21 protein-coding genes are annotated in these 23,437 nt (G+C 62.2%); 5 read left to right on the top strand and 16 right to left on the bottom strand.

The window, feature by feature from the left end; all coding sequences use genetic code 11:
• The 9 genes from ACFT1A_RS14685 to ACFT1A_RS14645 all read right to left on the bottom strand — a co-directional run.
• The coding region (locus ACFT1A_RS14685; RefSeq protein WP_378447594.1) for an ABC transporter transmembrane domain-containing protein at positions 1-907 on the bottom strand (907 nt) is incomplete at its 3' end.
• A gap of 129 nt (positions 908-1,036) precedes the next feature.
• Positions 1,037-1,930, bottom strand: coding sequence for a hypothetical protein (locus tag ACFT1A_RS14680; RefSeq protein ID WP_378447593.1), 894 nt, complete (start codon positions 1,928-1,930; stop codon positions 1,037-1,039).
• 46 nt (positions 1,931-1,976) lie between these two features.
• Entirely contained in the window at positions 1,977-3,749 is a 1,773-nt protein-coding gene (locus tag ACFT1A_RS14675) for a sulfite reductase subunit alpha (protein WP_378447592.1), read from the bottom strand.
• A 34-nt stretch (positions 3,750-3,783) separates the two neighbouring features.
• Positions 3,784-9,252 carry a glutamate synthase-related protein gene (locus ACFT1A_RS14670; protein WP_378447591.1) on the bottom strand — a complete coding sequence of 1,823 codons (5,469 nt, stop codon included), beginning with the start codon at positions 9,250-9,252 and terminating at the stop codon, positions 3,784-3,786.
• Between the two features lie 182 nt (positions 9,253-9,434).
• The gene (locus tag ACFT1A_RS14665) at positions 9,435-10,478 is read right to left on the bottom strand and encodes a ParB/Srx family N-terminal domain-containing protein (protein WP_378447590.1); all 1,044 of its coding nucleotides are present in this window, start codon (positions 10,476-10,478) and stop codon (positions 9,435-9,437) included.
• A 184-nt stretch (positions 10,479-10,662) separates the two neighbouring features.
• On the bottom strand, positions 10,663-11,523 hold the full coding sequence (locus tag ACFT1A_RS14660; protein WP_378447589.1) for a 3-hydroxyacyl-CoA dehydrogenase: 861 nt from the start codon (positions 11,521-11,523) through the stop codon (positions 10,663-10,665).
• 18 nt (positions 11,524-11,541) lie between these two features.
• Positions 11,542-12,153, bottom strand: coding sequence for a TetR/AcrR family transcriptional regulator (locus ACFT1A_RS14655; RefSeq protein WP_378447588.1), 612 nt, complete (start codon positions 12,151-12,153; stop codon positions 11,542-11,544).
• Between the two features lie 84 nt (positions 12,154-12,237).
• Positions 12,238-12,834: a hypothetical protein gene (locus ACFT1A_RS14650; protein WP_378447587.1), complete on the bottom strand. Its 597-nt coding sequence runs from the start codon at positions 12,832-12,834 to the stop codon at positions 12,238-12,240.
• A 4-nt stretch (positions 12,835-12,838) separates the two neighbouring features.
• Positions 12,839-13,297 carry a hypothetical protein gene (locus ACFT1A_RS14645; RefSeq protein ID WP_058038394.1) on the bottom strand — a complete coding sequence of 153 codons (459 nt, stop codon included), beginning with the start codon at positions 13,295-13,297 and terminating at the stop codon, positions 12,839-12,841.
• Positions 13,298-13,398: 101 nt separating this feature from the next.
• Here ACFT1A_RS14645 and pip point away from each other — a divergent pair, with 101 nt between their 5' ends.
• Positions 13,399-14,358 (top strand): prolyl aminopeptidase, encoded by a 960-nt coding sequence (pip, locus tag ACFT1A_RS14640; protein ID WP_378447586.1) that lies wholly within the window; start codon positions 13,399-13,401, stop codon positions 14,356-14,358.
• Here the strand turns inward: pip and ACFT1A_RS14635 are convergent.
• Positions 14,346-14,489, bottom strand: coding sequence for a hypothetical protein (locus ACFT1A_RS14635; RefSeq protein ID WP_378447585.1), 144 nt, complete (start codon positions 14,487-14,489; stop codon positions 14,346-14,348). The genes pip and ACFT1A_RS14635 overlap by 13 nt on opposite strands.
• A gap of 146 nt (positions 14,490-14,635) precedes the next feature.
• Between ACFT1A_RS14635 and ACFT1A_RS14630 the strand changes: the two genes are divergently transcribed.
• Positions 14,636-14,959 (top strand): alpha/beta hydrolase family protein, encoded by a 324-nt coding sequence (locus tag ACFT1A_RS14630; RefSeq protein ID WP_378447584.1) that lies wholly within the window; start codon positions 14,636-14,638, stop codon positions 14,957-14,959.
• On the opposite strand, the gene ACFT1A_RS14625 is transcribed toward ACFT1A_RS14630, so the two are convergent.
• Positions 14,930-16,051, bottom strand: a complete 1,122-nt coding sequence (locus tag ACFT1A_RS14625; protein WP_378447583.1) for an endonuclease/exonuclease/phosphatase family protein — start codon at positions 16,049-16,051, stop codon at positions 14,930-14,932. The two genes, ACFT1A_RS14630 and ACFT1A_RS14625, sit on opposite strands and share 30 nt — an antisense overlap.
• 132 nt (positions 16,052-16,183) lie before the next feature.
• Here ACFT1A_RS14625 and ACFT1A_RS14620 point away from each other — a divergent pair, with 132 nt between their 5' ends.
• Entirely contained in the window at positions 16,184-17,476 is a 1,293-nt protein-coding gene (locus tag ACFT1A_RS14620; RefSeq protein WP_378447582.1) for an MFS transporter, read from the top strand.
• Here ACFT1A_RS14620 and ACFT1A_RS14615 read toward each other — a convergent pair.
• Entirely contained in the window at positions 17,451-18,464 is a 1,014-nt protein-coding gene (locus ACFT1A_RS14615; protein WP_378447581.1) for an ABC transporter substrate-binding protein, read from the bottom strand. The two genes, ACFT1A_RS14620 and ACFT1A_RS14615, sit on opposite strands and share 26 nt — an antisense overlap.
• Positions 18,465-18,552: 88 nt before the next feature.
• On the opposite strand from ACFT1A_RS14615, the gene ACFT1A_RS14610 reads away from it, so the two are divergent.
• Entirely contained in the window at positions 18,553-19,380 is an 828-nt protein-coding gene (locus ACFT1A_RS14610; RefSeq protein ID WP_378447580.1) for a transglutaminase domain-containing protein, read from the top strand.
• Positions 19,381-19,393: 13 nt separating this feature from the next.
• Positions 19,394-20,188: a 2-phosphosulfolactate phosphatase gene (locus ACFT1A_RS14605; RefSeq protein WP_378447579.1), complete on the top strand. Its 795-nt coding sequence runs from the start codon at positions 19,394-19,396 to the stop codon at positions 20,186-20,188.
• On the opposite strand, the gene ACFT1A_RS14600 is transcribed toward ACFT1A_RS14605, so the two are convergent.
• The 4 genes from ACFT1A_RS14600 to ACFT1A_RS14585 form a co-directional block, all read right to left on the bottom strand.
• Positions 20,143-20,934 carry an ABC transporter permease gene (locus tag ACFT1A_RS14600; protein ID WP_378447578.1) on the bottom strand — a complete coding sequence of 264 codons (792 nt, stop codon included), beginning with the start codon at positions 20,932-20,934 and terminating at the stop codon, positions 20,143-20,145. The genes ACFT1A_RS14605 and ACFT1A_RS14600 overlap by 46 nt on opposite strands.
• Positions 20,931-21,872 carry an ATP-binding cassette domain-containing protein gene (locus ACFT1A_RS14595; RefSeq protein WP_378447577.1) on the bottom strand — a complete coding sequence of 314 codons (942 nt, stop codon included), beginning with the start codon at positions 21,870-21,872 and terminating at the stop codon, positions 20,931-20,933. The genes ACFT1A_RS14600 and ACFT1A_RS14595 overlap by 4 nt, the downstream gene beginning before the upstream one ends.
• A 14-nt stretch (positions 21,873-21,886) precedes the next feature.
• Positions 21,887-22,762: a DUF4097 domain-containing protein gene (locus ACFT1A_RS14590; protein ID WP_378447576.1), complete on the bottom strand. Its 876-nt coding sequence runs from the start codon at positions 22,760-22,762 to the stop codon at positions 21,887-21,889.
• A 65-nt stretch (positions 22,763-22,827) separates the two neighbouring features.
• Positions 22,828-23,343 (bottom strand): toxin-antitoxin system HicB family antitoxin, encoded by a 516-nt coding sequence (locus ACFT1A_RS14585; protein ID WP_378447575.1) that lies wholly within the window; start codon positions 23,341-23,343, stop codon positions 22,828-22,830.
• Positions 23,344-23,437: the final 94 nt, after the last annotated feature.

The following is a 23,437-nucleotide window of genomic DNA, read 5'->3' as shown; positions in this document are numbered from 1 at the left end:
CTGCGAGTCGGACTGCAGCAGAGCGTCCCGCCGCGACGTAGTCGAGGCCGTGCCCGAGCCGCAGGGCCGGTGTCACGACTGCGAGGCTGAAGAGGATGGTTGCGGCTAACGTCGTTGCATCCCAGCGGAATCCGACGGCATAGGCGATCGCGAACGTCGCCGTCGCCTGCATGAGGGAAACTGCGACGGCCGCAGGGGTAGCCACGAGTCGAACGCGCTCCTGCATTCCGCGAGTGAACCGTGCCGTCGATGCTGCATAGTCGGCGGCAGCGCCGGTCTGCGCGCCGTAGATCCGACAGACGCGGATGCCGCGGGCATAGTCATCCACGGAGGTCACGATGTCGCCCATGACATCCGCGCTTTCAGCGCTGTGGCGCGCGGCCATTCGGGGGATCACGATCAGGTAGAACAGCGCGGCCACGATGCCGGGGACCAGAGCGAGAAGCGCCACGGGGCCGGCTGAGATGACCAGCACCGTGATCGTGACCGCGGGGACCACGATCAGCGTCGCGAACTCGGCCGGTAGGTGCGCAGTCATATGGTGCAGCGCCGAGATGTCGTCCGAGACGAGCCTTCTCAGTGCGTCGCCGCTGTAGCGGGACAGCGCACTTGCCGGCAGACGAACGAGGTGGGCTGCGAGCTGGCGTCGGAGCCTGGCCTCGAAGAGCGACTCGGCGTGGTGCGAGAGCCACGACGACGTGGCCGCGAGCGTTACGCCGACGAACCAGAGCGCACATGCCCATCCAGCCCAGCTCATCGACGGCTCACCGATGAGCTGCACGACGCACCAGAGCGCACCGAGCATCGCGATTCCCGACGCCGCCGCCGAGACCACCCCGGCTGCCAATGCAGGCAGCGCCGGGCGCAAGGCCGGGACCAGCGACGGTTCGACGAGAGGGCGGGGCATGGATAACTCCTTGAATCAGCGTCAGGATGCAGGCACGACAAGTGACCGAAACCCAAGGCTAGGCTTCGGCCATCCTGTTTGGTTATCGCGGTACGCCGATTTCTTACACTCGATCAGCAGCTGTCGGTGTCAGGACGCGGCCGAAATCGAACTCATGACGTCTTCCCACACACCCATGACCGCGGATTCGGTTGGGCCAGTCTGAGTGAGTACGGCTACGCACTTGCGGCGGAAGTCGTACACCTCGATCGAGCTGGTCAGTCCGTGAACGCCGTGGGTGCGGGTCAGCCAGCACTCCGAGACGCCGTTCAGATCGATCATCGTCCGGCAGGTGTCCGACGCCAAAGTCAACGTCCCCCCGAACATCGCTGCGGCGTCGAGATCGCCACGGTGGATCTGCAGGCAACCGTTGCCTGCGACGACGGTCGTGACGGGCAGTTGGTGGTAGGACAGGTGCTCCATCCCGGCAGCCATGAGGTGTGGATCGATTCGCCGGTAACCGAGGGCGCCCAGAGCGACCAATCCGCTGCGGCGTTCGCTACCGCCGTCCGCGAGGATGAAGTCGAGTTGTGTCAGTTGATCGGCTTCGGCCCAGAAAGCGGGTGTATTCACTGACTGGACGGGAGGGCTTGTCTCCCTTGCAGTCTCCGGTGCGGCTCGCATCGCCTCGAAGGCGAGACGATCTGACGTCGGGGTCAAATAGGTGGTGTGTGAACTGGATCCGTGGGCATCGAACATCCGAAGTGTTGGCGGGAGGTACTGCTCTGCATCAGTGGTCACCACCGAACCGAGGGCGGAAGGGTTCAAACGCAGAGAGACAAGTCCGGGCGTGCAGACCAGTGGATCACCGAGAAACGTGGGAACGGCGTACTTGCCCGAGTTGTTGACAGCCACTGGCCCCGCAACGGTGATGGCTACGACGTCGCCCAAGAGTGGCAGTATTTCGCCGACTACCGCGGGTGCAGTGTCGATCAGGCCACCGCGGAATCCTGGACGCGCAAGCAGCACGTCCAGGTCCGACATGCGCGCCAAAGCGGCGCAACGACATTCGCCACGGTGCGGGCACATCTCAGTAGACATCCCGTAGGTACCGCTTCGATCGTTTGAGGTTGTTGACATAGTCCTCAGCGGCATCCGCATCCAATCCGCCGTGCTCCGCGACCACTTCGTGCAACGCGTCGTCGACGTCCTTCGCCATCCGCGTGGCGTCGCCGCACACGTACACGTGCGCGCCCTTTTCGAGCCAGGCGAACAACTCCCGGCCCTGCTCGCGCATGCGGGTCTGGACATAGATCTTCTCGGATTGATCACGCGAGAAGGCCAGATCGAGACGCGTCAGGACGCCGTCACGGGTCAGCCCGGTCAACTCGTCCTCGTAGATGAAGTCGCTCGACTGATGCTGATCACCGAAGAAGAGCCAATTCTGCCCCGACGCGTTGCGTGCGCGACGCTCGTGCAGGAAAGCACGGAAGGGAGCGATTCCGGTGCCCGGGCCGATCATCACGACGGGAGCCGTATCATCCGCGGGTAGGCGGAACGAATTGTTCTTGGAGACAAAAACTCCGACCCGATCGCCCTCGGAGACACGATCTGCCAAATAGGTCGAGCAGACGCCACCGCGATCCCGCTCGCCGGAGCGGTAGCGCACACTCGCTACCGTCAGATGCACGGTGCCGTCGTGGGCCAGCGGACTGGACGAGATCGAGTAGACCCGATGCTGGAGCGGACGCAGAAGAGCAAGCAACTCTTCGGGGTTCAGGCGAATGCTGCTGTCCAACTGCAGGAGATCGAGAACGTCCTTGCCCCACAGCCACGCGTCGAGTGCTTCCCGATCTTCGGTGTCGAGAATGTGTTGCAGTTCGGCGTCTCCGCTGCGTCGGGCGATGTCGTCGATCAAATCGCGCGAGGGAATCGAGATCTCGTAATCGCTGGTCAATGCCTGGTCCAACGGTGCGGAAGAGCCGTCTTTCGCGGTGACGACGTAGTCACTGCTGACACCGAGCTGATGGATGATCGCCTCGACGAGAGCGGGGTCGTTGATCGGGCGGATGCCCAATCCATCTCCGGCCTCGTAATCCAGACCGTCCTCGCCGAGTGCAAAGGTGAAGTGGCGGACTTCCTTGGCGGAGTCCTCGCCGGACAACAGTCGGTTGTCGAGGACTGTTGCAGGATACGGGTTCTTGCGTGTCCATTGGGACTTGGTCTTCGTCGGAGCAGGCGCAACCGGCGAGACAGCCGCCCCCGCATCACCGTCGACGCCGGCCACCGCAGCGACTGCACGAACGATCCACTCGGCAGCGGCATCCTCGTAGTCGACGTCGCAATCGGTGCGGTCGACAACCCTGGTCCCGCCGAGCGCTTCGAACCGGGCGTCGATGTTCTTGCCCGACTGGCAGTAGCCGTCGTAGCTGGTGTCACCGAGCGCGAGCACGCCGAAGTAGAGACCGTCCAATCTGGGTGCACTCGCGGATTCGACTGCTTCCCAGAACAGTTGCGCGTTGTCAGGCATTTCGCCCTCGCCGTACGTCGAGGTGATTACCAGTACTCGGCGCATCGCCGAGAGGTCACCTATGTCCACGGTATCGAGGCCGGCGACGAGCGGTTCCAAACCGTGGGCACGGGCAGCAGCGGCTACGTCTTCGGCGACGGACTCCGCATTACCGGTCTGGCTTCCGTAGAGGATGTGCACGGCTGCGCCGGCGGTTCTCTCCACTGTTGCTGTTGCAGTACCGGTTTGACCGGGCATGACGGTTCGTGAGTGTAGTCCGGCTAGGAATCCGGAAAGCCACGCACGCTGGTCGCCGGTGAAGGGTGCGTATTCGGGGATGTACGGAATTTCCATGATGTGAAGCTCACCTACGTTCGGGGGGAGGAGGTCAGGAGACCAGGTCGGGGATCGCACGCGAGGCGAACAACTCGTCGAAGTTCGGCAGCGATCCGAGCTTGTCCCGGTTCTTGTTGTCTTGAAACAGAATCCACCCGTACGTCGCCGGGCTGTCCATCGCCAGCACGTTGCGCAGACTCAACGCCTGCTTGTAGTCGTCGACCCGCTTGGCTGCAATCAGCGCTGCCAATTGTTCGTCGTCGTAGCCGGCCAGAATCTCTTTCGAATACTTGACCAGGTGCTGGACGAGTGCGAAGTCCTCGGTCAGCACCAGGTTGCGGGCAGCTTTCTGCAGCGCCGGATCGTCGGGTCCGGAGGCACCCGGTGTGCGGGCGGCGGCGAGTTGTTGCGCAAAGTGAAGCACGGTGTACTCACTGAGCAGCGCATACATCGTCGCAGTATCGGTCTCGCCGTAGCCGGGGACCGCACCGCCCAGTGCAGGGCGCCCGTCGCGCACAGCGAGTTTGAACGTTCGAACCTGCCGTGCCGCGATGGCGGACGCCAATTCTTCGAGAAGTTCCTTGTGCGTTTTGGCAGCCAGGATGGAGTCGCTGTCCTGGTAGAGCATCAGCGCCTTGGGCATCGCGTAGACAAACGAGTGCTGTTCGACTTCCCAGTTCTCGAGCAGCCGGGTTCCGAGCGCGGATCCCGTTGCCTCCACATGCAGTTCGAGCAAGAGTTGCACTGCGTGGTTGTGGACGGCGGCAAGAGGGTCGGTCGCAGCGGTGATCGAACCCAGTAGCACGGAATCGGTACTTGCTCGCAGTGCCAGTTCGCCGCGAGGGTCGTACTGATAGAAGAACCCGCCACTCATGCCGTTGCCGACGCCTTTGCCGAACTCGCCGAGATTCACGACAGCACCGTTTGTCATGTATTCGCCGGCGAAGTCGCCGACACCTTCGACGACAGCACTGGCGCCAGAATTGCGGACCGCAAAGCGATCGCCTGCTTCACCTTCGACGAACACTCGTCCACCGGTGGCGCCGAAGAGCGCGAAGTTGCCGATCAACACGTTGCCGCCGGCGTCACTGGAGCCGCCGCCTGGGCTGCGCACGGCAATCACTCCGCCGCTCATGCTCTTTCCCACACCGTCGTTGCACGTCCCGGTGTGCTCCAGGTGCATGCCGTCATTGCAGAATGCGCCGAACGAGAGGCCCGCAGATCCGGTCGTCAGGACGCGCACGCTGCCTGGAGCCAGATACCGTCGCCCGCGCTCGTCGGTCAGTACTCCCGGAGCGAGAAGTCCGGCCGCTCCGTAGTTGAGTTCACGTTCGAGGTCGACCGCCAACTGCCCGCCGACGCTCTTGTTCCCGTTACCCAGGTGCAGTGCACCTTCGGCGAATTCGGGTCCGGACACGGTGACCGAGGCCTCGCCGCGGTCGAAGAGCGCCGCGCGAACCTCGTCCATGATCTTTTCGTCGAGCGCGTACTCGCGCTCGAGGTACACGGGATTGGCGATAGTGATGTCCGGCGCCGACGCGAACATCGCGTCCAGGTTCAGATTTCCGACGATGGACGGGTGATCGATCAGATGCAGGAGATCGGTTCGGCCTCGCGCCTCCTGAAGGGATCGCATTCCGAGATTTGCCAACAGTTCCCGAGTTTCGTGGGCGATGTTGAGAAGGTACTGCGCCATGGCGCGGGGATCGCCGTCGAACAGTTCCGGGTTGGTGGTCAGTCCTGCCGGGCACTTGATGTTGCAGTTCTTGGCCATGACGCAGCCCATCATCATCAGCGCCGACGTACCGAACTCGAAGCTGTCCGCGCCGAGTAGTGCAGAAGTGATGATGTCGCTACCGGTCTGATGCGCGCCCGAGCATCGCAGAACAACCTTCTGGCGAAGTCCGTTGGCGCACAGAGCTTGATGGACCTCGGCGATACCGACCTCCGCCGCACGGCCCGCGTACTTGAGGCTGGTGACCGAGGCAGCACCGGTGCCACCGGTGTTTCCGGCGACATTGATGACGTCCGCGCCGGCCTTGGCAACGCCGACGGCGATGGTGCCGATTCCTTCCGAGGACACCAACTTCACGATCACTCGGATGCGCGCTGCTTTGCAGTCGTGGATGAGCTGAGCGAGGTCCTCGATGGAGTACGTGTCATGGTGCGGCGGTGGAGAAATCAGTTCGACGCCGGGCGTTCCGCCGCGGGCCGCAGCGATGTCGACGGTGACCTTGGCGGCCGGAAGCTGTCCGCCCTCACCGGGTTTTGCACCCTGGCCGAGTTTGATCTCGATCTCTTCGAGCATCGGATCGGCGAGGTATCCCGCCCAGATTCCGAAGCGGCCCGATGCAAACTGCTTGATACGCGAAGCTCGAATTGTGTTGTAACGAGACAGGTGTTCACCACCCTCGCCGCTGTTGGACATCGCGCCGACCATGTTCGTGCCATGTGCGACTGCTTCGTGTGCCGGAGCATTGAGAGCGCCGTGACTCATGGCTCCCGATGCCAACTTCGGGGTGATGTCGCTGGCACTCTGTACTTCGGAGAGTGGCACGCCTGCCGGTGCGACCCTCAGCTTGGACAGGAACTCTGCCGCAACACCGGTTGCCTTCAGCATCAGATCCGGCGCGGTGGCTTCGATGGTGACGTCGTCGGCAAAGGCGACGGAGAGAGCATCGCCGAGTGCTACCACTCGAGCGGCGTCGTCGGCCAGGGGACCGTCCAGGCCAAGCGTGTACCGGTCGTCTGCGTCGGATTCGCACTGGATTCCGCGCATCACGATCGTTGTGTTGCCGTGCACCGAGAATCGGCTGATCTGCTCGGCGAACTCGGCTGTCGTCACTGCAAACGTGACATCGGCGGGAACGGAGATGACGTCGCGCAACGCTGCGGGACGACGCGATCGTTCCGCAGCCATAACTGTGGAAAAGTCTCGGTACCCGGCGGTGATGTCGAAGTCGTCGATCTGCTCGGTGGTCAACCGGTCGAAGCTCGTCGCCCGGTATGCCCCGGCGTCGAGGCGGAAGGCGTCGTCGAGCCGTCCGAGGGGAAGGAGACGCAGAGCCTCGAATTGTTCTGTTCCCGAGGGGCTGTCGAACGCGATCTTCTCCTCGGTGAGCTCGACGTACTTGCGGACCGCGGTGGTACCGAACGAATGCCCTGCGCCGTCTGCACGCTCCTTGAACAGGCCGAGCAGTGGCAGGTCCTTCTCACCCCCGACTTCGCTCGCACGCTCGTGCCACTGCTTCGAGGTCACCGCAACCGTCTCGAATCCGACGCCGCCCACCGGTGACTTCATGTTGGGGAACCACTGGCGCAGAACAGGGTCGGACGTATCGAGGAAGTTGGGTTCGAAGAATTCGCCGCCGATGTAGCTCTCGACGGTGCACAGGCCGACGCGTCCCATCGTCTTCATGAGGGATTTTTCGGCAGCTTTCGCGAAGCGCCGGAACGCGGCATCCGGGTCGGCCGCGAACTTCTCCTCAGCCCGTAACTGAACGGAGAGCGGGTAGACAGCGGAAGCGCCGAATCCGAGTGCAGCCGCAACGTGGTGTGAGGACTCGATCTGGCCGCTCTCCACGATGAGCGAGACACGCAATCGCAGGCCTGCGTCGATGAGGCGCTGGTTCAGTGCTCCGACGACCATGATCGCGGGAAGTGCTGCACGCTCGTGAGATACGTGGCGGTCGGTCAGGACTGCGATTCCGCCCTGCTCGGCCGCGAAAGCCACAACTGCGTCGCCGAGTGCGGTCATCGCGTCGACCATCGCCTGCGCGTCACCCTCGGCGGGGTAGAGCATTTCGAAACGGCGGTGCGGCGTGTGGTTCTGCTCGCGGATCTTGAGCATGTCCAGATGCCCGAGGATCGGTGACGAGATGACGATCTGCTTGCCTTGTCCGGCCGTCATCTTCGCTCCCAATGCGACCCGGAGAGTCATACCGTCCGCCTCACGGATGCTGTCCAGCGGAGGGTTGGTGACCTGGGCGAATCGTTGCGAGAAGTACCGTGCCACACCACCTTCACGGTCGCTGAACGCGTTGATGGCGTTGCCGTACCCCATGGCCGATACCTTCTCGGCTCCGTGCGTGAGCATCGGATCCATCAGGAATTTGAAACTCTCCTGATCCAGGGAGTACGCCATGTAGCGCTGATGAACCTCGAAAGTGCCGTTGTAGCGCGTCGGAGAGCTCACCTTCTCCGCAGGTACGGCGGGAATGTCTTCGATCAGGATTCGCGAGTGTGCGAGCAACGACTGGTAGTCACGCTGCGCGGCAATCTTCTCCAGAGCTTCACGAGCGGTGTAGGTATGGCGATCTCGATGATCGAAGTAGAGCATTCCGCCGGCTTCGACGCGGCCACGGTGGATCACCGTCTCGGGTGGGAATGCGATCTGACCGGCTTCGGAGAATGCGCATACGTAGTCGTGTGTCTCGATCGTGCGCAGTGGACGCAGACCGAGGCGATCCAGGCGCGCACCGATGATGGTGCCGTCGCCGAACACCAGCGCTGCCGGTCCGTCGTTCTTCTCCTCGTACAGCGAGAAGTACTCGAACATCGACCGCACTGCGGGGGAGAGGGTGGTGTCGTTCTCCCAGGCCGGCGGCATCATCGAGACCACAGCCGTCACCAGGTCGACGCTGTCCTCGATGACGCGAGCTTCCAGAGTCTGATCGAGTCGGCAACTGTCGGACTGGCCGGGCGGACGGACGATCGCACGTCGTTTTGCGCTGGCGACTGCAGCTTCGGAGAGCCGATTCTTCTTGTCGGTGTTCAGTTCTCCGTTGTGAGCCATGAAGCGGAACGGCTGCGCCATCGTGGGATGCGGGTCCGTGTTGGTCGAGAATCGCGTGTGGAAGTACATCGTGTGCACCGCGTGATCGGGGTCGACCAGGTCGCGGAAGTACGGGAGCACTTCGTCGGAGTTCAAGCGGCCCTTGAGAACCTGAGTTCTCGCGCTGAGTGACAGCGGGTACAACCCGCGCAGCGCAGGCGTGTTGTACGCGATGGCTTCGATGGCGAGCAGAGCTTCGTGCACGAGGCGATCGACGACCGCAGGTTCGGGACGCGGAGTGGGGACCTCGAAGATCCACTGCCTGATCGGAAGCTGATGTGCGATCGCGGCCGGCCGAATCGCCGAGTTGTCGACCGGAACGTCGCGCATTGCGAGAGGGGTGAATCCTCGGTCGAGTAGTTCGCGTTCCACCAGTGCTGCTGCGCGAGCATGCTGAGCGTCGTCGTCGGGAAGGAAGAAGTTGCCGACGCAGAAGCATCCGGCACGTAGGTCGGAGCGCCCGGTGACCTTGCGGAAGAACCGGAGGGAGAGGTCCACCGAGACGCCGCCGCCGTCGCCGACGCCCTCGGAGGACATACCGCCGCGGTGCGGAACCGAGCAGAGAGCTTCGCTGCCCTTGATCAGGACATCGTGGGTCTGCACGCCGTCCTTGCGCGTGATGAACCCGACCCCGCAACTGCTCTTGTCATCTGCGGGGTCGTACAAACCGACGATGGACGTGCTCACTGCAGCAACCTTCTCCCTGTCCTGGTTGCCCGGAGATTGTTCGACCGGGCAGATACGACGGCATGTATTCCGTCAGGGCAGGGCGTCGCTGCTTCGATGAAGCGGCACCCGAATGGGATCAGACTACTGAGTAGAGGCTTACCTTAGTCAAGTCTGTTGGGTGTGACTTGGATCCGAGCAGGTCAGAGGGTTGCTTGGTAGGCAAGTGCGTAAGCGATCTTGCCCGGCTTGTCGTCGGTGTACGGCTTCGACAGCTTTGCGAACTCTCCCTTGGACTCGGCTTTGCCGTCGTTCCAGGCCGACAGGACGCCAAGATCGGTGGCCGTGAACCCGCTGTCGACGACGGCATCGCCCGTCAACGCAGTCTGTGCTTTGGTCACCGACTTCACGGTGCTCAGGTAGCTGGAGAGATCGTCGCGATTCCAGTTGGTGAGGTCGACGGGCGCGGTGTCGCGGACCCACGCACCCCAGTAGAACTCCTGGAACGGGATCGAACCAGCGGCAAATCCGATGTCGCGGGAGAAGTACATCAAGCTGCGGTACTTGTCGTCGGCGAAGTTCGCGAGGCCGACGCCCTTCGGCAAGGACTGGACCGGTACCTGGTTTCCGTCGACGTCACGTGACCAGACCCACTTGTTCTTTTCCATCTCGGTCCAGAAGGCGCCTTCACTCAGTCCGCTGAGGTTACCGAGAACTCGAAGTCGCACGTGAAGGTCGGGACCCCCGTCTGCCGTCTCGATGAAGGACGTGAGGGTGTGGTGGCCGTCGGTCAGGTAGAGATCGCCGCGGGGGCCGACGACCACGGTCTTCACGGGTGCGATGCTCTCGGCGGTTTCCTGACCGACCGGGAGCTGGCAGGTGAAGGACGACGGGTCCTTCAGCGTCGACGCCGCAGTGGCGGTCGCGGCCTGGAGCTGGCCGTTCGCCTCACACCAGTCGTCGAACTTCTTGTTGATCGTGTCTTTTCCGAGCGTGTATCGCCCGAGCTTGTAGTACACCTCGTCGTAGCCGAGGGAAGGTTGCGTCGCGTGAACGTCGCCGATGCGCACGTCCAGGAGGTCACCTTCCTTGGCGCACAGGTACTCCGAGCCGCCGGCGGACCCTGAGAACGAACCGGTGGAGATGCCGCCACACGCGAGGGGAGCGGCGACGGCGGGTGTACCGGCCAGTGTTCCGGCACCGAGCAGTGCCAGTGTTGTGAGTGCCGAGATGGCGGAACGACGCATGTGGGGATCTCTCCTGAGGATGGGTTCGCACGTGAAGAAGCTTGCGTCACAATCGCTCAGGGTGGTTTCGGACTTACTGACAACAGACGTCCGCGCGGTGGCTACCACGTGAATTCACGTCGTAGCCACCGCGCGGTGAGCCGGTAAGTCGGTCAGCCCTGCAGTCGGTCAGCCCTGCAGTCGGTCAGCCCTTGTAGTTGTAGAAGCCCTCGCCGACAGCAACGCCGAGCTTGCCTTCGTCGATGTAGTTCTTCTTGATGTAGTCGGCGAATTCGCGCTGCTTCTCGCCGCCCTGGGAGGAGATGTTGTAGACGGTGGTCAACCCGACGACGTCCATGATCTGGAAGGGGCCGAACGGGGCTCCGGTGCCGATGCGCCAAGTCTTGTCGACCATGTCGGGATCAGCGATGCCGTCGATCAGCAGGTCGGAGGCCGCGTTGAGGAGCGGGACCAGGAGCGAGTTGAGTACGTAGCCCGCCTTCTCCTTCTTGAGTTCGATCGGCACCATGCCGATGTTCTTCGCGAACTCGACGACCTCGCGGTACACGGCGGGGTCGGTGGACTCGGTGCCCATGACCTCGGCAGTGTTGTTGACCCACACGTGATTTGCGAAGTGCAGTGCGAGGAACTTCTCGGGGCGGCCGGTGAACTCCTTGAGGTCGCTCGGCAGAAGCGTCGAGGAGTTGGTTGCGAACACCGTGTGCTCAGGGGCTACTGCGGCGAGCTTCTCGTAGGTGTCGCGCTTGATGGCGATGTCCTCGGGAATTGCCTCGATGATCAGATCGGCCTTGGCGACGGCTTCGGTGAGATCGTACGAGTACGTAATCCGTTGCAGCGCTTCGTCGGCCTTGCCGTCCTTGGCGCCCTCGACGTTCTCGGCCTTGTAGGCCGCGGCCAACGAATCGAACCGAGTCTTGGCCTTCTCGATGACCTCCGCATTGATGTCGTACGCGACGACGTCGAAGCCGTGGTAGGCGGTCTGATAGGCGATCTGCGAGCCGAGAACTCCGGTACCCAGAACGGTGATCTGCTTCAGTTCAGTCATTTTCGATCCTCAATCCTTTTAGGTGGGTAGTCCGGCAAGGGTCAATCGGACCTGTGCGGCAACGATGTTCGTGAGCTCGTCTGCCGTGATCCGGTCCAATGCCGCGCGGGCTATTTCGAAGTGCAGCACGTTGGAAATCGTTCGCGCTGCAGTGGTGGTTCGGGTGGGGTGGTGGGGGTGACCCTCGTGCAGGATTAGTGCAATCCGCGTTTGCAGGCGTTGCGAGAGTTCGAGGCCTTCGGCCCGGAAACATTCGCTGGGCTCGCCGAACAGCACTTCGCGTTGGTAGATGCCGGTGTTCTCGTCGTTTCGGCGACTTGCGATCAGCAGGGGTGAAACAAGCTCGAGCACACGGTCTTCTGTGCCCGTCGACTTGGCCTCACGCTCTTCTCCCAGTTCGATCTGCTTGCGGTACTCCGCGTTGTACACCATGAGGAGTAACTCGGCTTTGCTTGCGGCGTAACGAAAGAGTGTGCCGCCGGCTACATCGGCGCGGTCGGCGATTTCTTGAGTTGTGACCGCGCTGTAGCCCTTTTCTGCGAACAGTTCGGCTGCGGCGTCGAAGATGCGTGTCTGCTTCTCGAGCTTGTTGCGTTCGCGACGGCCCAACTCCTGGTCCGGCTTCGTCATCCCGCTCACCTCGCTTCATTTCGGATCACGCTCATAAATGAGTCTACTCCGAAATGTCGGGAGGGTGGAGTCTCCTCCGTCACATCACCGCAGTCCGCTGACCCAACCGGCGAACACGTCGGAGAACACGTCCGCTTCGCACGCATGCGCCGATTCGGGGTAGGCGCATTCCGGGTATCCGGCGACGACGGTGGCAAGTTCGACGTTGCAACACTGTGCCAAGAGGCCACGCAGGAGATCTGCAGCCGACCAACCGGCAACGGATACCGCAGGGATCCCCTCTTCCTCGTACACCTTCACCAGATCGGCGTGCCTCCAGGACAATTCCTCGGCTACCAGTGCATCAGGGTTGAAAGACATGGCGCGGTCGAGTGATCCGCGCAAAAGTGAGTGTGGATCGTCCTCGCCGCGAAGCCTGGTCGCGAGATCGGCCGGCGCCTTCTGCATGACGAACATCCAGGGTTTGCCGTCGGGAAAGACTCCGCCGAAGCCTGCCACGTTGAACGGTAGGTGGCTACTGAGAAAATCGGTCTCCACGTCGACGTGCTGATCGTCGCCCAGATGAATGAAGTGACCGGACGCAATCTCCTCGCCCATTGCCGGCTCGGTCCATGTGTTGTTCCACAGATCGGTCATCCGACTGCCGTCGGGAAAATCGAGTACCTCGAAGAGAAAACCCATGTCTCTACAACTCCCCGTCGAAGTGGGTGGTTACTCCACCGGTCAATCGAGAAACCGTCTGCGCCGAGGTCGCGAGGACGACTCGGCTTGTCTCGAAAGTCATCTCGTCGCGTTCGGTGTCCTCCGATTCGGGATCCTCGGCCAGTGAGAAGTCGAGTTCCACCTCTCGATCAGTGCTGGAACAGACCGAGATCATCAGCCCGAGTCGTTCGTCGGTGAACGACGGGAGCGAATTCTCGGGATGGAAGTCTGCAGCCGCGTGAAAGAAGAACGCCGCCAGCCGTTCGACAAACCCCTCGTCCGTGTGCCGGCTGAGGTACTGATTGAACCGATCGGGGCTGAGCAGTCCGACGTCGAAAACAAGTGTGGGCACGTCGGATTCGAAGACAGTGGCGGGAACCGCATGACTGCGAAGGAAGACCGCGGCGCCGCCGTACCCCGGCAACCTGAACCCATCACGCATCTGGTGTACTCCCGTCGCAGAGGTGTCCTGTCCACGCTAGGCCATTGCCCGGCTGCGTGCTGCCTACTCGAGTAGGGGGCTTGATGGAAGAATCACCGCCTATGAGTGCTGTCCTGTACCCGCCTGTCGAACCGTACGAGTCCGGTCTGTTGGAAGTGGCGGATGGTCAGAGCCTTTACTGGGAGACCGTCGGCAATCCGACGGGCATTCCTGTTCTCTATCTCCACGGCGGTCCAGGTTCGGGATGCACTGTCGGTGCCAGGCGCTTCTTCGATCCCGAAGCCTTTCGCGCAGTTCTGTTCGATCAGCGGGGCTGTGGGCGCAGTCTTCCGCTTGCGAGCAGTCCGGACGTCGATCTGACCGTGAACACTACGGCGCACATCCTCGACGATATCGAGCGTCTTCGTGAGCATCTCGGTATCGAGCGATGGATCGTCACGGGACTTTCCTGGGGCGTCAGTTTGGGTCTGGTGTACGCCCAGGCGTTTCCCGAGCGGGTGATCGCGATGGCCTTGGGCGCGATCACCGGCGGGACGAGGGTCGAAATCGAGTGGATCACCCGCGCTATGGGCAGAGTGTTTCCGCGCGAGTGGGAAGAGTTCGTTGCGCCGCTGCCCGTGGACGAGCGTGACGGAAACCTCCCCGCGGCATACGCGCGACTGCTCGCCGATCCGGATCCTGTTGTGCGGGAGAATGCTGCGTTGCAGTGGTGCCGTTGGGAAGACGTGCACGTGTCGCTGATGCCGGGTTGGACTCCGAGTGTTCGTTACCAGAATCCGGACTTCCGCCGCGTGATGACCAGGCTGGTCACGCATTACTGGGGTAACGACTGCTTCCTGGCGCCGAATCAGATATTGGACGGAATGGACCGTCTCGCTGAGATTCCCGCGATTCTCGTGCACGGACGCTATGACATTTCCGGGCCACTGGACACTGCCTGGGCGATCCACCAGCGGTGGCCGGGTAGTCAGTTGGTGGTGCTCGACGACGCCGGGCATGGCGGTGGCGGATTCAACGAGGCAATCGTGGAAGCTCTGAATTCACTGGCTCATTCGGTCTGATCGAGTGCACCGGCGCGGGCCGCGGCGAGCGCGCCGGCAGCAGCACGATCGGCAACCGACTGGTCGACGGGTAGATCGGCGACCAGCAGGCGATAGTAGATGGGGGCGGCGACAGCTCGCGCTCTCGGCAATGGCCAGGTAGCGCACCTGGGAGTCTCTTCGGTGGCAACTTCGCCGTGCGGTCGGGGCTGACCGGTGCCGTCGATGCGGGATCAACATCGGCGCCCCGGTCAAGGGTGCATTCGAGACCGCGAACGCGGAGCGCCTGGTCTACGGCATGGGTGACATCGTCGGAAACGCACTGGGTTTCGATGCACCGGCAACCAAAGAGGCACTGGTACAGGGTCTCCGCGCATTCGATCGCAGTGCATTGATGGCCGCAGACGACGGCCGGACCCCGATGCTTGTGGTCAACGGGGCCGACGACGTTCACATTCCGCTCTCGGACACCACTCTCTTCGAGGAGCGTCCGAACACGCAGGTACACGTCATCCCGGATGCGGGGCACTGCGCAGTGACCAAGCTGCCCGAGTTGACGCCGATGATGATCGACTGGCTACGAGATGCCCTGTCAGGAACCGCTCCACGAGCCGGTAGATGATCCGCCGCCGAACGTGGCAAAACGATACGTCGCGAGAACGGCCTTGTGATCGGTCGGCCACGGCGTCGGCGAAGCGATGAAGTTGTCCTGGGAGTTCTCTTCCACTCTTTGGTTGTGCACGATCGTCTTTCGCGGACCGATGATTCCGACAGATCCCAGCTTCAGGTCGGAAGCGCGGTCGGCGAAGATGTAGTCGATCCGATCGCGTTCGTCCGCCTCGGGTGCCCAGGTGAGCTGTGATGTGTCGACGTCGGGATTGTCGGACGGCCAGGTGAAGCCCGGGTGTGTGGCCGGGTTCGGATACTTACTGCGGTAAGCGTCGGCAAATCCGGCTTGGTCGAGTAGACGAGTGGATTCCCAGGGAATGACGACACCGTTGTGGTCGAACAGATTTCGCGTGCCGTCGGTCCAATCCAGGGCCGACGGTTCGTTGAAATCGCCACCGAGGATGACGGATCTTCCCTTGGCCCGTTCTTTGGCCGCATCGTCGATGAACGTCGAAATTGCCTTGGGTCGTCCGGAATTGACGTTCACACGCTGAACCGTCTCGGGGTCCGTGACCGGACCGGACGGCATCTTGTTCCAGCCGAACTCGGAGAACTCTCCTGGCTTGGGAACGCCCGCGCCGTATCCGCGCGGTAGATACGTCGCGTAGGACGTGTAGGCCAGATGTGCCGAGTAAGCAGCGATTTGTTTGCCGTCGACCGTCACGACTGCCTTGATCATCGAGTTCAGGTCAGCTGTTTCCTCGATCGGAAACTTGGAGAGAATCCCCACGTCGGAGGACGCTGCTCCGTAGAAGGTGGTTCCTGATTTGGTCAGCATGTCGGCCAATACAGTTGTCGCAGTGCCGGCTTCCGACAGGAGAACTATCGACGCCTGTGTCGAGATGATCATGTCGGCGATCAGCTGCAGGCCACCGTTGATCTTGGTTCCGCCGTGCCAGGTATTGAGGGAGAGCACTTTGATCTCCTGTGCGGGGTTCGCCCCCGCGACGGAGGTATTGGCACCCAATGTAAATGCGCTTGCGGTGACTGTGCCCGCGGCTACCGCCATCGCCTTGACCATCTGGCGGCGCGTCAATCCATTCATCAAATCCCGGCTCTCGTTGTTGTGTGCTCGAACCCCCGGAAGATGATTACCATCGCTACCTAAACGGACAGTTAACCAATTGCAAAATGGTAGATTTCCACAGAACGCCGTGCGGGCAATAGTCTTCTGATCGTGGTACTCAGTGAGCGTTTCCCCGGTAACAAGACCTTCGCGAAGGTTCGTGTCCTGCCGCCGGTGGTGAAGCTGCTCCTGCTCTCGATGGTGCTGTTCAACATCGGGTTCTATCTGGTTGTCCCCTTTCTGGCGGTGCACCTTTCGGAGGACCTCGGATTTGCGGCCTGGATTGTCGGCCTGGTCCTCGGGCTTCGGATGTTCAGTCAGCAGGGCATGTTCTTCATCGGTGGAAGCCTCGCCGACAGGTTCGGCAAGCGTCCGATCATCCTGCTGGGCATAGCCGTTCGTGTGGTCGGTTTCCTGATGCTCGGTCTGGCCGAAAGCATGACCGCCGTGATCGTCGGCGTGCTCCTGGTCGGCTTTGCTGCCGCGCTCTTCGCACCCGCAGTGGAGTCGGCCAACGCGGAATACGGACGCGAACTCGAGTCCGCCGGAGTTATGCGTCGTACCGATTTGTTTGCAGTGGAACAGATGTGCAGTCGACTGGGAACCGTGATCGGTCCCGCGCTGGGAGCTGCTCTCCTGATGTTTCCGTTCTCGTGGACGGCGTCGAGCGCCGCGTTGCTCTTCGCGATCATGTGGGTCGGGTTCTTCATCTGGTTCCCCCGACCGGGCGATGCACACGACGGCCCGGTGTCGACCTATACGCTGCGCGACGTCTGGCGAAGCGTCCTGACCAACAACAACTTTCTGCTCTTCGCGACGCTATGCAGCTTTCAGCTGGTCGCGTACAGCCAGCTGTACCTGATGCTTCCGGAACAGCTCGAGCGCGGAGTCGGTTCGCAGGCGGCGCTGGGATGGTTCTACGTGGGCGCAGCGGTGTTGGTGATCGTCGGGCAAGGACCGACGGTCGCGGTTGCCCACCGCATCGGCCATCGGCGCGCGATCACCTTCGGGCTTGTACTCATTTCGGTGTCGTTCCTGGTTCCGCTGGTCACCGGCGTCAGCGCCGCAGCTTCGGCGTCGACGCAGATAGTTGGTCTGGCGGTGTGGATCGGGCTGCTGCACCTGGGACAGATGTTGATGGTGCCGCCGATGAGGGACACCATCGCGATTCTCGGTCGTGAAAGCAACCTCGGAGCGCACTTCGGCATGCTCAACACGATCGGCGGTCTGCTCGCGCTCCTGGGAACGGTGGGAGTCGGATTCGTGTACGACCTTGTCGACAACGGCCGCGCAGCGCCGGCGTCACCGTGGGTGATGGTTGCGCTCTGCGTGGCCGTGTCGGCTGTGGTGTTGTGGGTGTGGTCCGGCCGAACGAAGGTTATCGACCCGCGATCGTCTGATTGATCTTTGCTACGAAATCTTCCAGCACAAACGGAATGGTGAGCGGGTTCGGCATGGACACCGCGTCGCTGACGATGGGGTCCAAGCTGATCAGGCCGCCGGTCTTGACCACGTTCAGATTGGTGAATGCCGGCTGCGACTCCATCTCGGGACGAGCCTTCTCGTAGTTGTCGAAGAGCAGGTAGTCGCACTCGAGAAGGTCGTAGTTCTCCGCGGAGATCTCGTAGTTCAGCTTGCCCGCGAACCGATCCTTCAGTGCGGCAGGCGCCGTGAACCCCAGTTGCGTGAGCAGCTGAGCGCGGGCTGCCTCGGGGCTGAACGCTCGAAGATTTCCGTCACTCCAGCGAATGACGAGAGCTGCTGTCTTGCCCTCGAACTGGGGGTTTTCCGTGCGGGTACGGACGATGAGGTCCTCCACTTCCCGGACCTCCTGCTTCGCCTGCGCGGGTACGCCGACAGCGGTGCCGATGCGGGTCGTGACCTCTTGCCAGGGCAGAACCCAATCCGTCTGATCGGCGGCGTGCAGCACTGTCGGCGCGATGGCGCTGAGTTGCTTGTACAGATCCTCGTCGATCGCATTGTTGACGGCGATGATCAGGTCAGGCGCTGCGGCGACGATCGTTTCGATGTCGAAATCGGTGGTGGCGTTGGCCAATGGCGTCGGCTCGGCGCCCTGGACGGCCGAGTCGGCCCAGACGCCGATTCCGTCGTCGGTCGATCCTTTCCACACCGGGACCAGGACGGGAGTCAGTCCGAGGGAGAGCAGTACGTCTGCGTCGCCGATGCCGACCGCTGCGATGCGGCTGGGAGCTTGCTCGATGGTGGTGGAGCCGAACTTGTGGTCGATGGTCACCGGGAAGGCATTCGCCTCGGCGTGCCCGCTCTCGGCACCGGGAGCGGATTCGTCCTTCGCGCTGTCGCCGCAGGCAGCAAGGGCAAAACCTGCTGCCGTGGCGAAGGTGACGGACAGCATGGCACGGCGGCTCAACATGGGATTCACAGCAACCTCGGGTTTCATTGTTATGGGACCCTAACCATAGTGGAATGGCTGTGTCGGCAGTGTTTGTTAACCTCCGCCCATGACGGCGGTTTTCGACTACGCAACAGCTGGACCGTTTACCCGCGTCGACGGGGTAAATGTGCTCGCCCTCGAACCGCTCGCCGCCGATCCCGTGGACATTTGCGGGGTGGTCCCGTTCCTGGTTGTCCAACCCACCGATGCTCAGTCGCTGAATCTGCCCGCCGACCGATTCGACGAAAACCAGATCCGGCCTGCAAGCGTTCTGCTCGAACGGTTGCTTGCGCTCGATCCGGCACCGGTCACCACCGCCCGAGAACCCGACAAGCGGGTTGTCGGAACCTGTCGGCACTTTGCTGTCTTGAGTTGTGCGTTTCTGCGTTACCGCGGTTTTGCCGCCCGGGTCCGTTGTGGTTTTGCCACCTACTTTCAACCGGGACAGGGCGTCGACCACTGGATCACCGAGTACTGGGACGACGCGGGCAAGCGGTGGATCCGCATCGATTCCGAGATCCTCGGACAGAACGTCCTTCCTCACGCCCATGACCTGCAGCCTGGAGAATTCCTCAGTGGCGGCGAGGCGTGGCTGGCGTATCGACGCGGCGAGATCGACGCGTCCCAGTTCGGGGTGTACGGAACCCAGAACTGGGGAGCAGCCGAGATCCGCGGCAACGCTGTGAAAGATCTTGCCGCGGTGAACAAAGTCGAAACTCTGCCGTGGGACGAGTGGGGCCGGATGACCGATGCCTACGACGGAAAGACCGGTGAGGAGTACGACGCACTGCTCGACGACATCGCCGCCGTGTGCGCCACCGACGATCCTGTGGCCGTGCGAGCACTGTACGAGCACGAGGATTTACGCGTGCCGGAGAAACTGCTTACTTTCTGAGAGACTTGCCCACATGAATCAGGAGCACCGCCAACTCGAGTACGGACTTCGATTCGACTGGGGCCTGCGCGGCGCCGAGGCGATCGCGGCGGGCGTCGATGTAGCCGTCGTGGTCGACGTCCTCTCGTTCACGACCACGCTGAGCGTCGCCGCCGACGCGGGAATCGACGTACTTCCCTTTTCCTGGAATGACGAGAGTGCGGTCGACTACGCACGCGATGCCGATGCGGTTCTGGCTGTACGACGAAGTGTGGCCAGAGAGGGTCAGATCAGTCTGTCTCCCAGGACGATTCGCGAGACCGAGGCGCCAAGTCGGCTGGTACTGCCGTCTCCGAACGGGTCGACTATCGCGTTTGCGTTGGCGTCCGTGGTTGCGGTGTGTGTCGGCGCTTCCTTGAGGAACGCTTCTGCCGTCGCGGATTGGATTGTGCACGAACATGGTCCGGGATCGCGGGTTGCGATAGTCGCATCCGGGGAGAAGTGGCCCGGTGGAGAGTTGCGCCCGGCGGCGGAGGATCTGTGGGGTGCCGGTGCGGTTGTCACGGCGCTGACCTCTGTTGGTTGGGACGGCCACGTATCGCCCGAGGCTCGGATGGCGGCGGATGCGTGGGCGGCGGTGGCGGATTCGTACGAGGACCGCCTGCGGGACTGTGCCTCAGGACGCGAGTTGATCGTCATGGGGTTTCCACACGACGTCGCCATCGCCTCGGAACTCGACGACAGCGACACCGTACCTGTTCTCGAAGAACGTGTGTTTCGCGGTCAGCGCACCGGGCGTCGGTTGAACAAACTCCGCGCCCAGAGGTAGGAGAGGAAGGTTATTGCGACGCACCATCCGATCGCGAGTATCGCGTTGTTCCCGATAGCTTCGCCGAGAAGAAGTCCTCGAAGCGTCTCGATGATCGGAGTGAACGGCTGATACTCGGCGAACCATCGCAACACGGTCGGCATCGAGTCGGTGGGGACAAATCCGCTTCCCAGGAAAGGTAAGAGGATCAACACCATCGGGAGATTGCTGGCCGTCTCGACGCTCTTGCTGACGAGGCCGAAGGCAACCGACAACCAGATCATGGCGATGGAGACCAGGATGAGAAGTGCAAACGTCGCGGCCCATTCCACGAAGCCTGCAGTCGGCCGGAAGCCGACGGCTATCGCCACGGCGATGACAACAACGAGGCTGACAATCGTCTGAAGGAGACTGCCGATAACGTGACCGGTCAGGACGGACGTGCGCGTGATCGCCATCGTGCGGAATCGTGCAATGATCCCCGCGGTCATATCGGTTGCGACGGAGATGGCCGTACCTTGTGCCGCTGATGCCACGGTCATCAGAATGATCGCCGGTGCAACGTAATTGACGTATTCGGCTCGGCCACCACCGCCGGGGCCGAGGCCGTTCCCGAGAGTCCCACCGAGCACGTAGACGAACAGCAGCAGGAAGACGATTGGCATCCCGACAAGCATCACAGTCATCGACGGATATCGAAGGATGTGTCGAATACTGCGACGCAGCATGGTTTTCGAGTCCTGATAGGCAAGCGTCATGGTGGTCATCGCGCGTCGGTCCTTTCGGTGGCGGTCAGAGTCAGGAACACGTCGTCCAGGTCCGGTGTGTGTACGGAGAGTTCCTTGACGTCGATCGAGTGGGCGTCGAGTTGGTCGAGAAGAGAACGCAGCGAGCGGACACCCCCGTCGCTGGGGACCTGGAGGACATAGGCGGCGTCATCACGCGATGATTCGTCGAAAACGGCTGCAGCAGTATCAAGTTGATCTCGGTCGAAGAAATGGAGTCGAATGTGGCCGCCGGGGATGTGCCGCTTGAGTTCCGCCGCCGTACCTTGGGCGACTATCCGTCCCTGGTCGAGGACGGCGATGTGGTCGGCCAACTGATCAGCTTCCTCGAGGTACTGCGTCGTGAGGAAGATGGTGACACCGCCCTTGACCAACTCCCGGATGATCTGCCACATGGTGCGTCGACTCCGGGGGTCGAGACCGGTGGTGGGTTCGTCCAGGAAGATGATCTCCGGCCGCCCGATCAACGTCATTGCCAGATCGAGCCGTCGGCGCATTCCGCCCGAGTAGGTCGAAGCCAGCTTGTCTGCGGAGTCGACCAGATCGAACTTCTTCAGGAGTTCGTCAGTGCGAGTTCGGCGTTCGTCCTTGCCGAGATGATGTAGGTCCGCCATGAGGAGAAGGTTCTCCTCACCGGACAGATAGTCGTCGACCGCCGAGAACTGCCCGGTGACGCCGATACGCGAACGCACCGCGTCGGGATCGTCGGAAGGGTTGTACCCGGCGATGCGGATGTCACCCCCGTCTGCGGGAACGAGGGTCGAGAGGATTTCCACGATGGTGGTCTTGCCGGCGCCGTTGGGACCGAGGAGCGCAAAGACGGTTCCGCGGTCGACGGAGATGTCGATTCCGTCCAGTACCGTCTTGTCGTCGTAGGCCTTCTTCAGGCCCGTCGCGGTGATGGCTGGTTTACGGGACATCAGCGTTCCTTTCGCTAGATCTTCTTGGTGGATTCTTCTCGAGGCTCCGAACGTCGAATGACGATGTCGCCGTAGCTGGTGTGCGCCCGGACGTCTACCCGGCGTTCGGTCGAAGCCGGTCCGTGCGTGGCATTCATCTGGTTGTCGACGCGACCGAAGGACGTGTGAGCGTCGAATCGCGCGGCGGTTCCGGATCGAACGCCGATATGGATTCGCCCGGCAGCCGTCTTTGCAGATACGACTCCGCTCTCGACGGTCTCGAAACGTATGTCGCCGTTGGCGGTTGCGGCCGTTGCGTCGGACTCGGCGTGCTCCACGGCGACACTGCCGTTGGCGGTCTTTGCCTTCAGCGCGCCTGTGATCGTGCCGATGTTGATGTCGCCGTTGGAATTCTTGACCTCCGCGTTGCCGTCGACACGGCCGATGCGGATGCTTCCGGACCCGGTGCTCGTGTCGATGTCGCCAGCCACATGCTCGACGGTGATCGCGCCCGCCCCCGTGCTGACATTGAGCGGTCCCGTGGTGTCCAGTGTGCAATCGCCGGCCGAGACCTTCACGCGGGATCGTCCGAGAGTGCCGTCGGCGCGGAGGCTGGCAACTGCGGCAGTGCCTTCGAGTTCCGAAGCGGAGGGAAGTTGAACGGAGATGTCGACAGATCCTGTCTTCCCGAAAATGCCGAGGCCGCGCTGTTTCGGAGTCTTGATCTGCAGCCGGCCACCCGCGAATTCGACGCGCGTTTGTTCAGCGATTCGAACGTCGACCTCGCGAGACGAGTTGCTGGGCAGCACTTCCACGACAGTGTCGTTGCGGTCGCTCGCCGTGATCCGGATGTGCCCGACTGCCACGTCGAAGCTCAAGGTGATGGGGTCAGGTGTGCTGAATGTAGGCATGGTGATACTCCCGATGAGGTTGTCTCGGTTGGTGAAAGAGGGTGGAGCGAAAAAGTAGGCCGGTGTCAGTGCACCCAGCCGGTGAAGCTTTCGGAACCTTGGGACGTGCGCTGTCTCGGAATGCTTCTGTTCATGCCGCCTTCCAGAGCGGTCGCAGCCGAGCGAACCAGCCACGCGTTGACGGAGATCCCGGCTTCCCGGGCCGCCGCCTCGATCCGGTCTTTGAGGTCTTGCCCCAGACGCAGGTTGATTCGAGTCATCGAGGCGTCGTCGGACTCCGTGACAGGGCGCGGAGTCGGGGTCGGTTCTTCTTCGACGGGAGCCGGCGCCGGTTCGCTGATGGCCGGTGCCACCACGAATTCGGGTTCGCGTCCCCGCAGGCGCAGGTCCACCGAACCCGGGGCGAGGTCACGCGTGATCTCGGCCGCTGCCGCAGACAATGCGTCGAGAAGGGTGAGTCGCACTGCTGATTCCAACGGTGCGGTCAAACGATCGGCGAGTGCCTTTGCGTCTTCTCCGCCTGCTTCGGCCGCCACCGCGAGTTCGTGGCGAAGGTTGTCGACGTACGGTGTCAAATCCATGGCATCACTATGGCACCACTTTGGTGCCATGGCAATAGTCCGGTGGCACCTTCGTGTGGGTTTGTTGTGAATGGCCAGGTCAATCGCACGGTCG

The sequence above is a fragment of the Rhodococcus sp. NPDC057135 genome (assembly GCF_042670865.1).
In the GTDB taxonomy this organism is placed as follows: Bacteria; Actinomycetota; Actinomycetes; order Mycobacteriales; family Mycobacteriaceae; genus Rhodococcus_F.
This window is presented reverse-complemented; position numbering and strand designations above follow the sequence as displayed.

Excerpts from the sequence above, each read along its gene's own strand:
- ACFT1A_RS14665 (WP_378447590.1), bottom strand. The coding sequence starts at position 10,478 with ATGCGTCGTTCCGCCATCTCGGCACTCACAACACTGGCACTGCTCGGT.
- ACFT1A_RS14600 (WP_378447578.1), bottom strand. The coding sequence starts at position 20,934 with ATGACCACCATGACGCTTGCCTATCAGGACTCGAAAACCATGCTGCGT.
- ACFT1A_RS14595 (WP_378447577.1), bottom strand. The coding sequence starts at position 21,872 with ATGTCCCGTAAACCAGCCATCACCGCGACGGGCCTGAAGAAGGCCTAC.
- ACFT1A_RS14590 (WP_378447576.1), bottom strand. The coding sequence starts at position 22,762 with ATGCCTACATTCAGCACACCTGACCCCATCACCTTGAGCTTCGACGTG.
- ACFT1A_RS14645 (WP_058038394.1), bottom strand. The coding sequence starts at position 13,297 with ATGCGTGATGGGTTCAGGTTGCCGGGGTACGGCGGCGCCGCGGTCTTC.
- ACFT1A_RS14610 (WP_378447580.1), top strand. The coding sequence starts at position 18,553 with ATGACGGCGGTTTTCGACTACGCAACAGCTGGACCGTTTACCCGCGTC.
- ACFT1A_RS14630 (WP_378447584.1), top strand. The coding sequence starts at position 14,636 with ATGGGTGACATCGTCGGAAACGCACTGGGTTTCGATGCACCGGCAACC.
- ACFT1A_RS14615 (WP_378447581.1), bottom strand. The coding sequence starts at position 18,464 with ATGTTGAGCCGCCGTGCCATGCTGTCCGTCACCTTCGCCACGGCAGCA.
- pip (WP_378447586.1), top strand. The coding sequence starts at position 13,399 with ATGAGTGCTGTCCTGTACCCGCCTGTCGAACCGTACGAGTCCGGTCTG.
- ACFT1A_RS14650 (WP_378447587.1), bottom strand. The coding sequence starts at position 12,834 with ATGGGTTTTCTCTTCGAGGTACTCGATTTTCCCGACGGCAGTCGGATG.
- ACFT1A_RS14605 (WP_378447579.1), top strand. The coding sequence starts at position 19,394 with ATGAATCAGGAGCACCGCCAACTCGAGTACGGACTTCGATTCGACTGG.
- ACFT1A_RS14660 (WP_378447589.1), bottom strand. The coding sequence starts at position 11,523 with ATGACTGAACTGAAGCAGATCACCGTTCTGGGTACCGGAGTTCTCGGC.
- ACFT1A_RS14585 (WP_378447575.1), bottom strand. The coding sequence starts at position 23,343 with ATGGATTTGACACCGTACGTCGACAACCTTCGCCACGAACTCGCGGTG.
- ACFT1A_RS14675 (WP_378447592.1), bottom strand. The coding sequence starts at position 3,749 with ATGGAAATTCCGTACATCCCCGAATACGCACCCTTCACCGGCGACCAG.
- ACFT1A_RS14625 (WP_378447583.1), bottom strand. The coding sequence starts at position 16,051 with ATGAATGGATTGACGCGCCGCCAGATGGTCAAGGCGATGGCGGTAGCC.
- ACFT1A_RS14655 (WP_378447588.1), bottom strand. The coding sequence starts at position 12,153 with ATGACGAAGCCGGACCAGGAGTTGGGCCGTCGCGAACGCAACAAGCTC.
- ACFT1A_RS14680 (WP_378447593.1), bottom strand. The coding sequence starts at position 1,930 with ATGTCGGACCTGGACGTGCTGCTTGCGCGTCCAGGATTCCGCGGTGGC.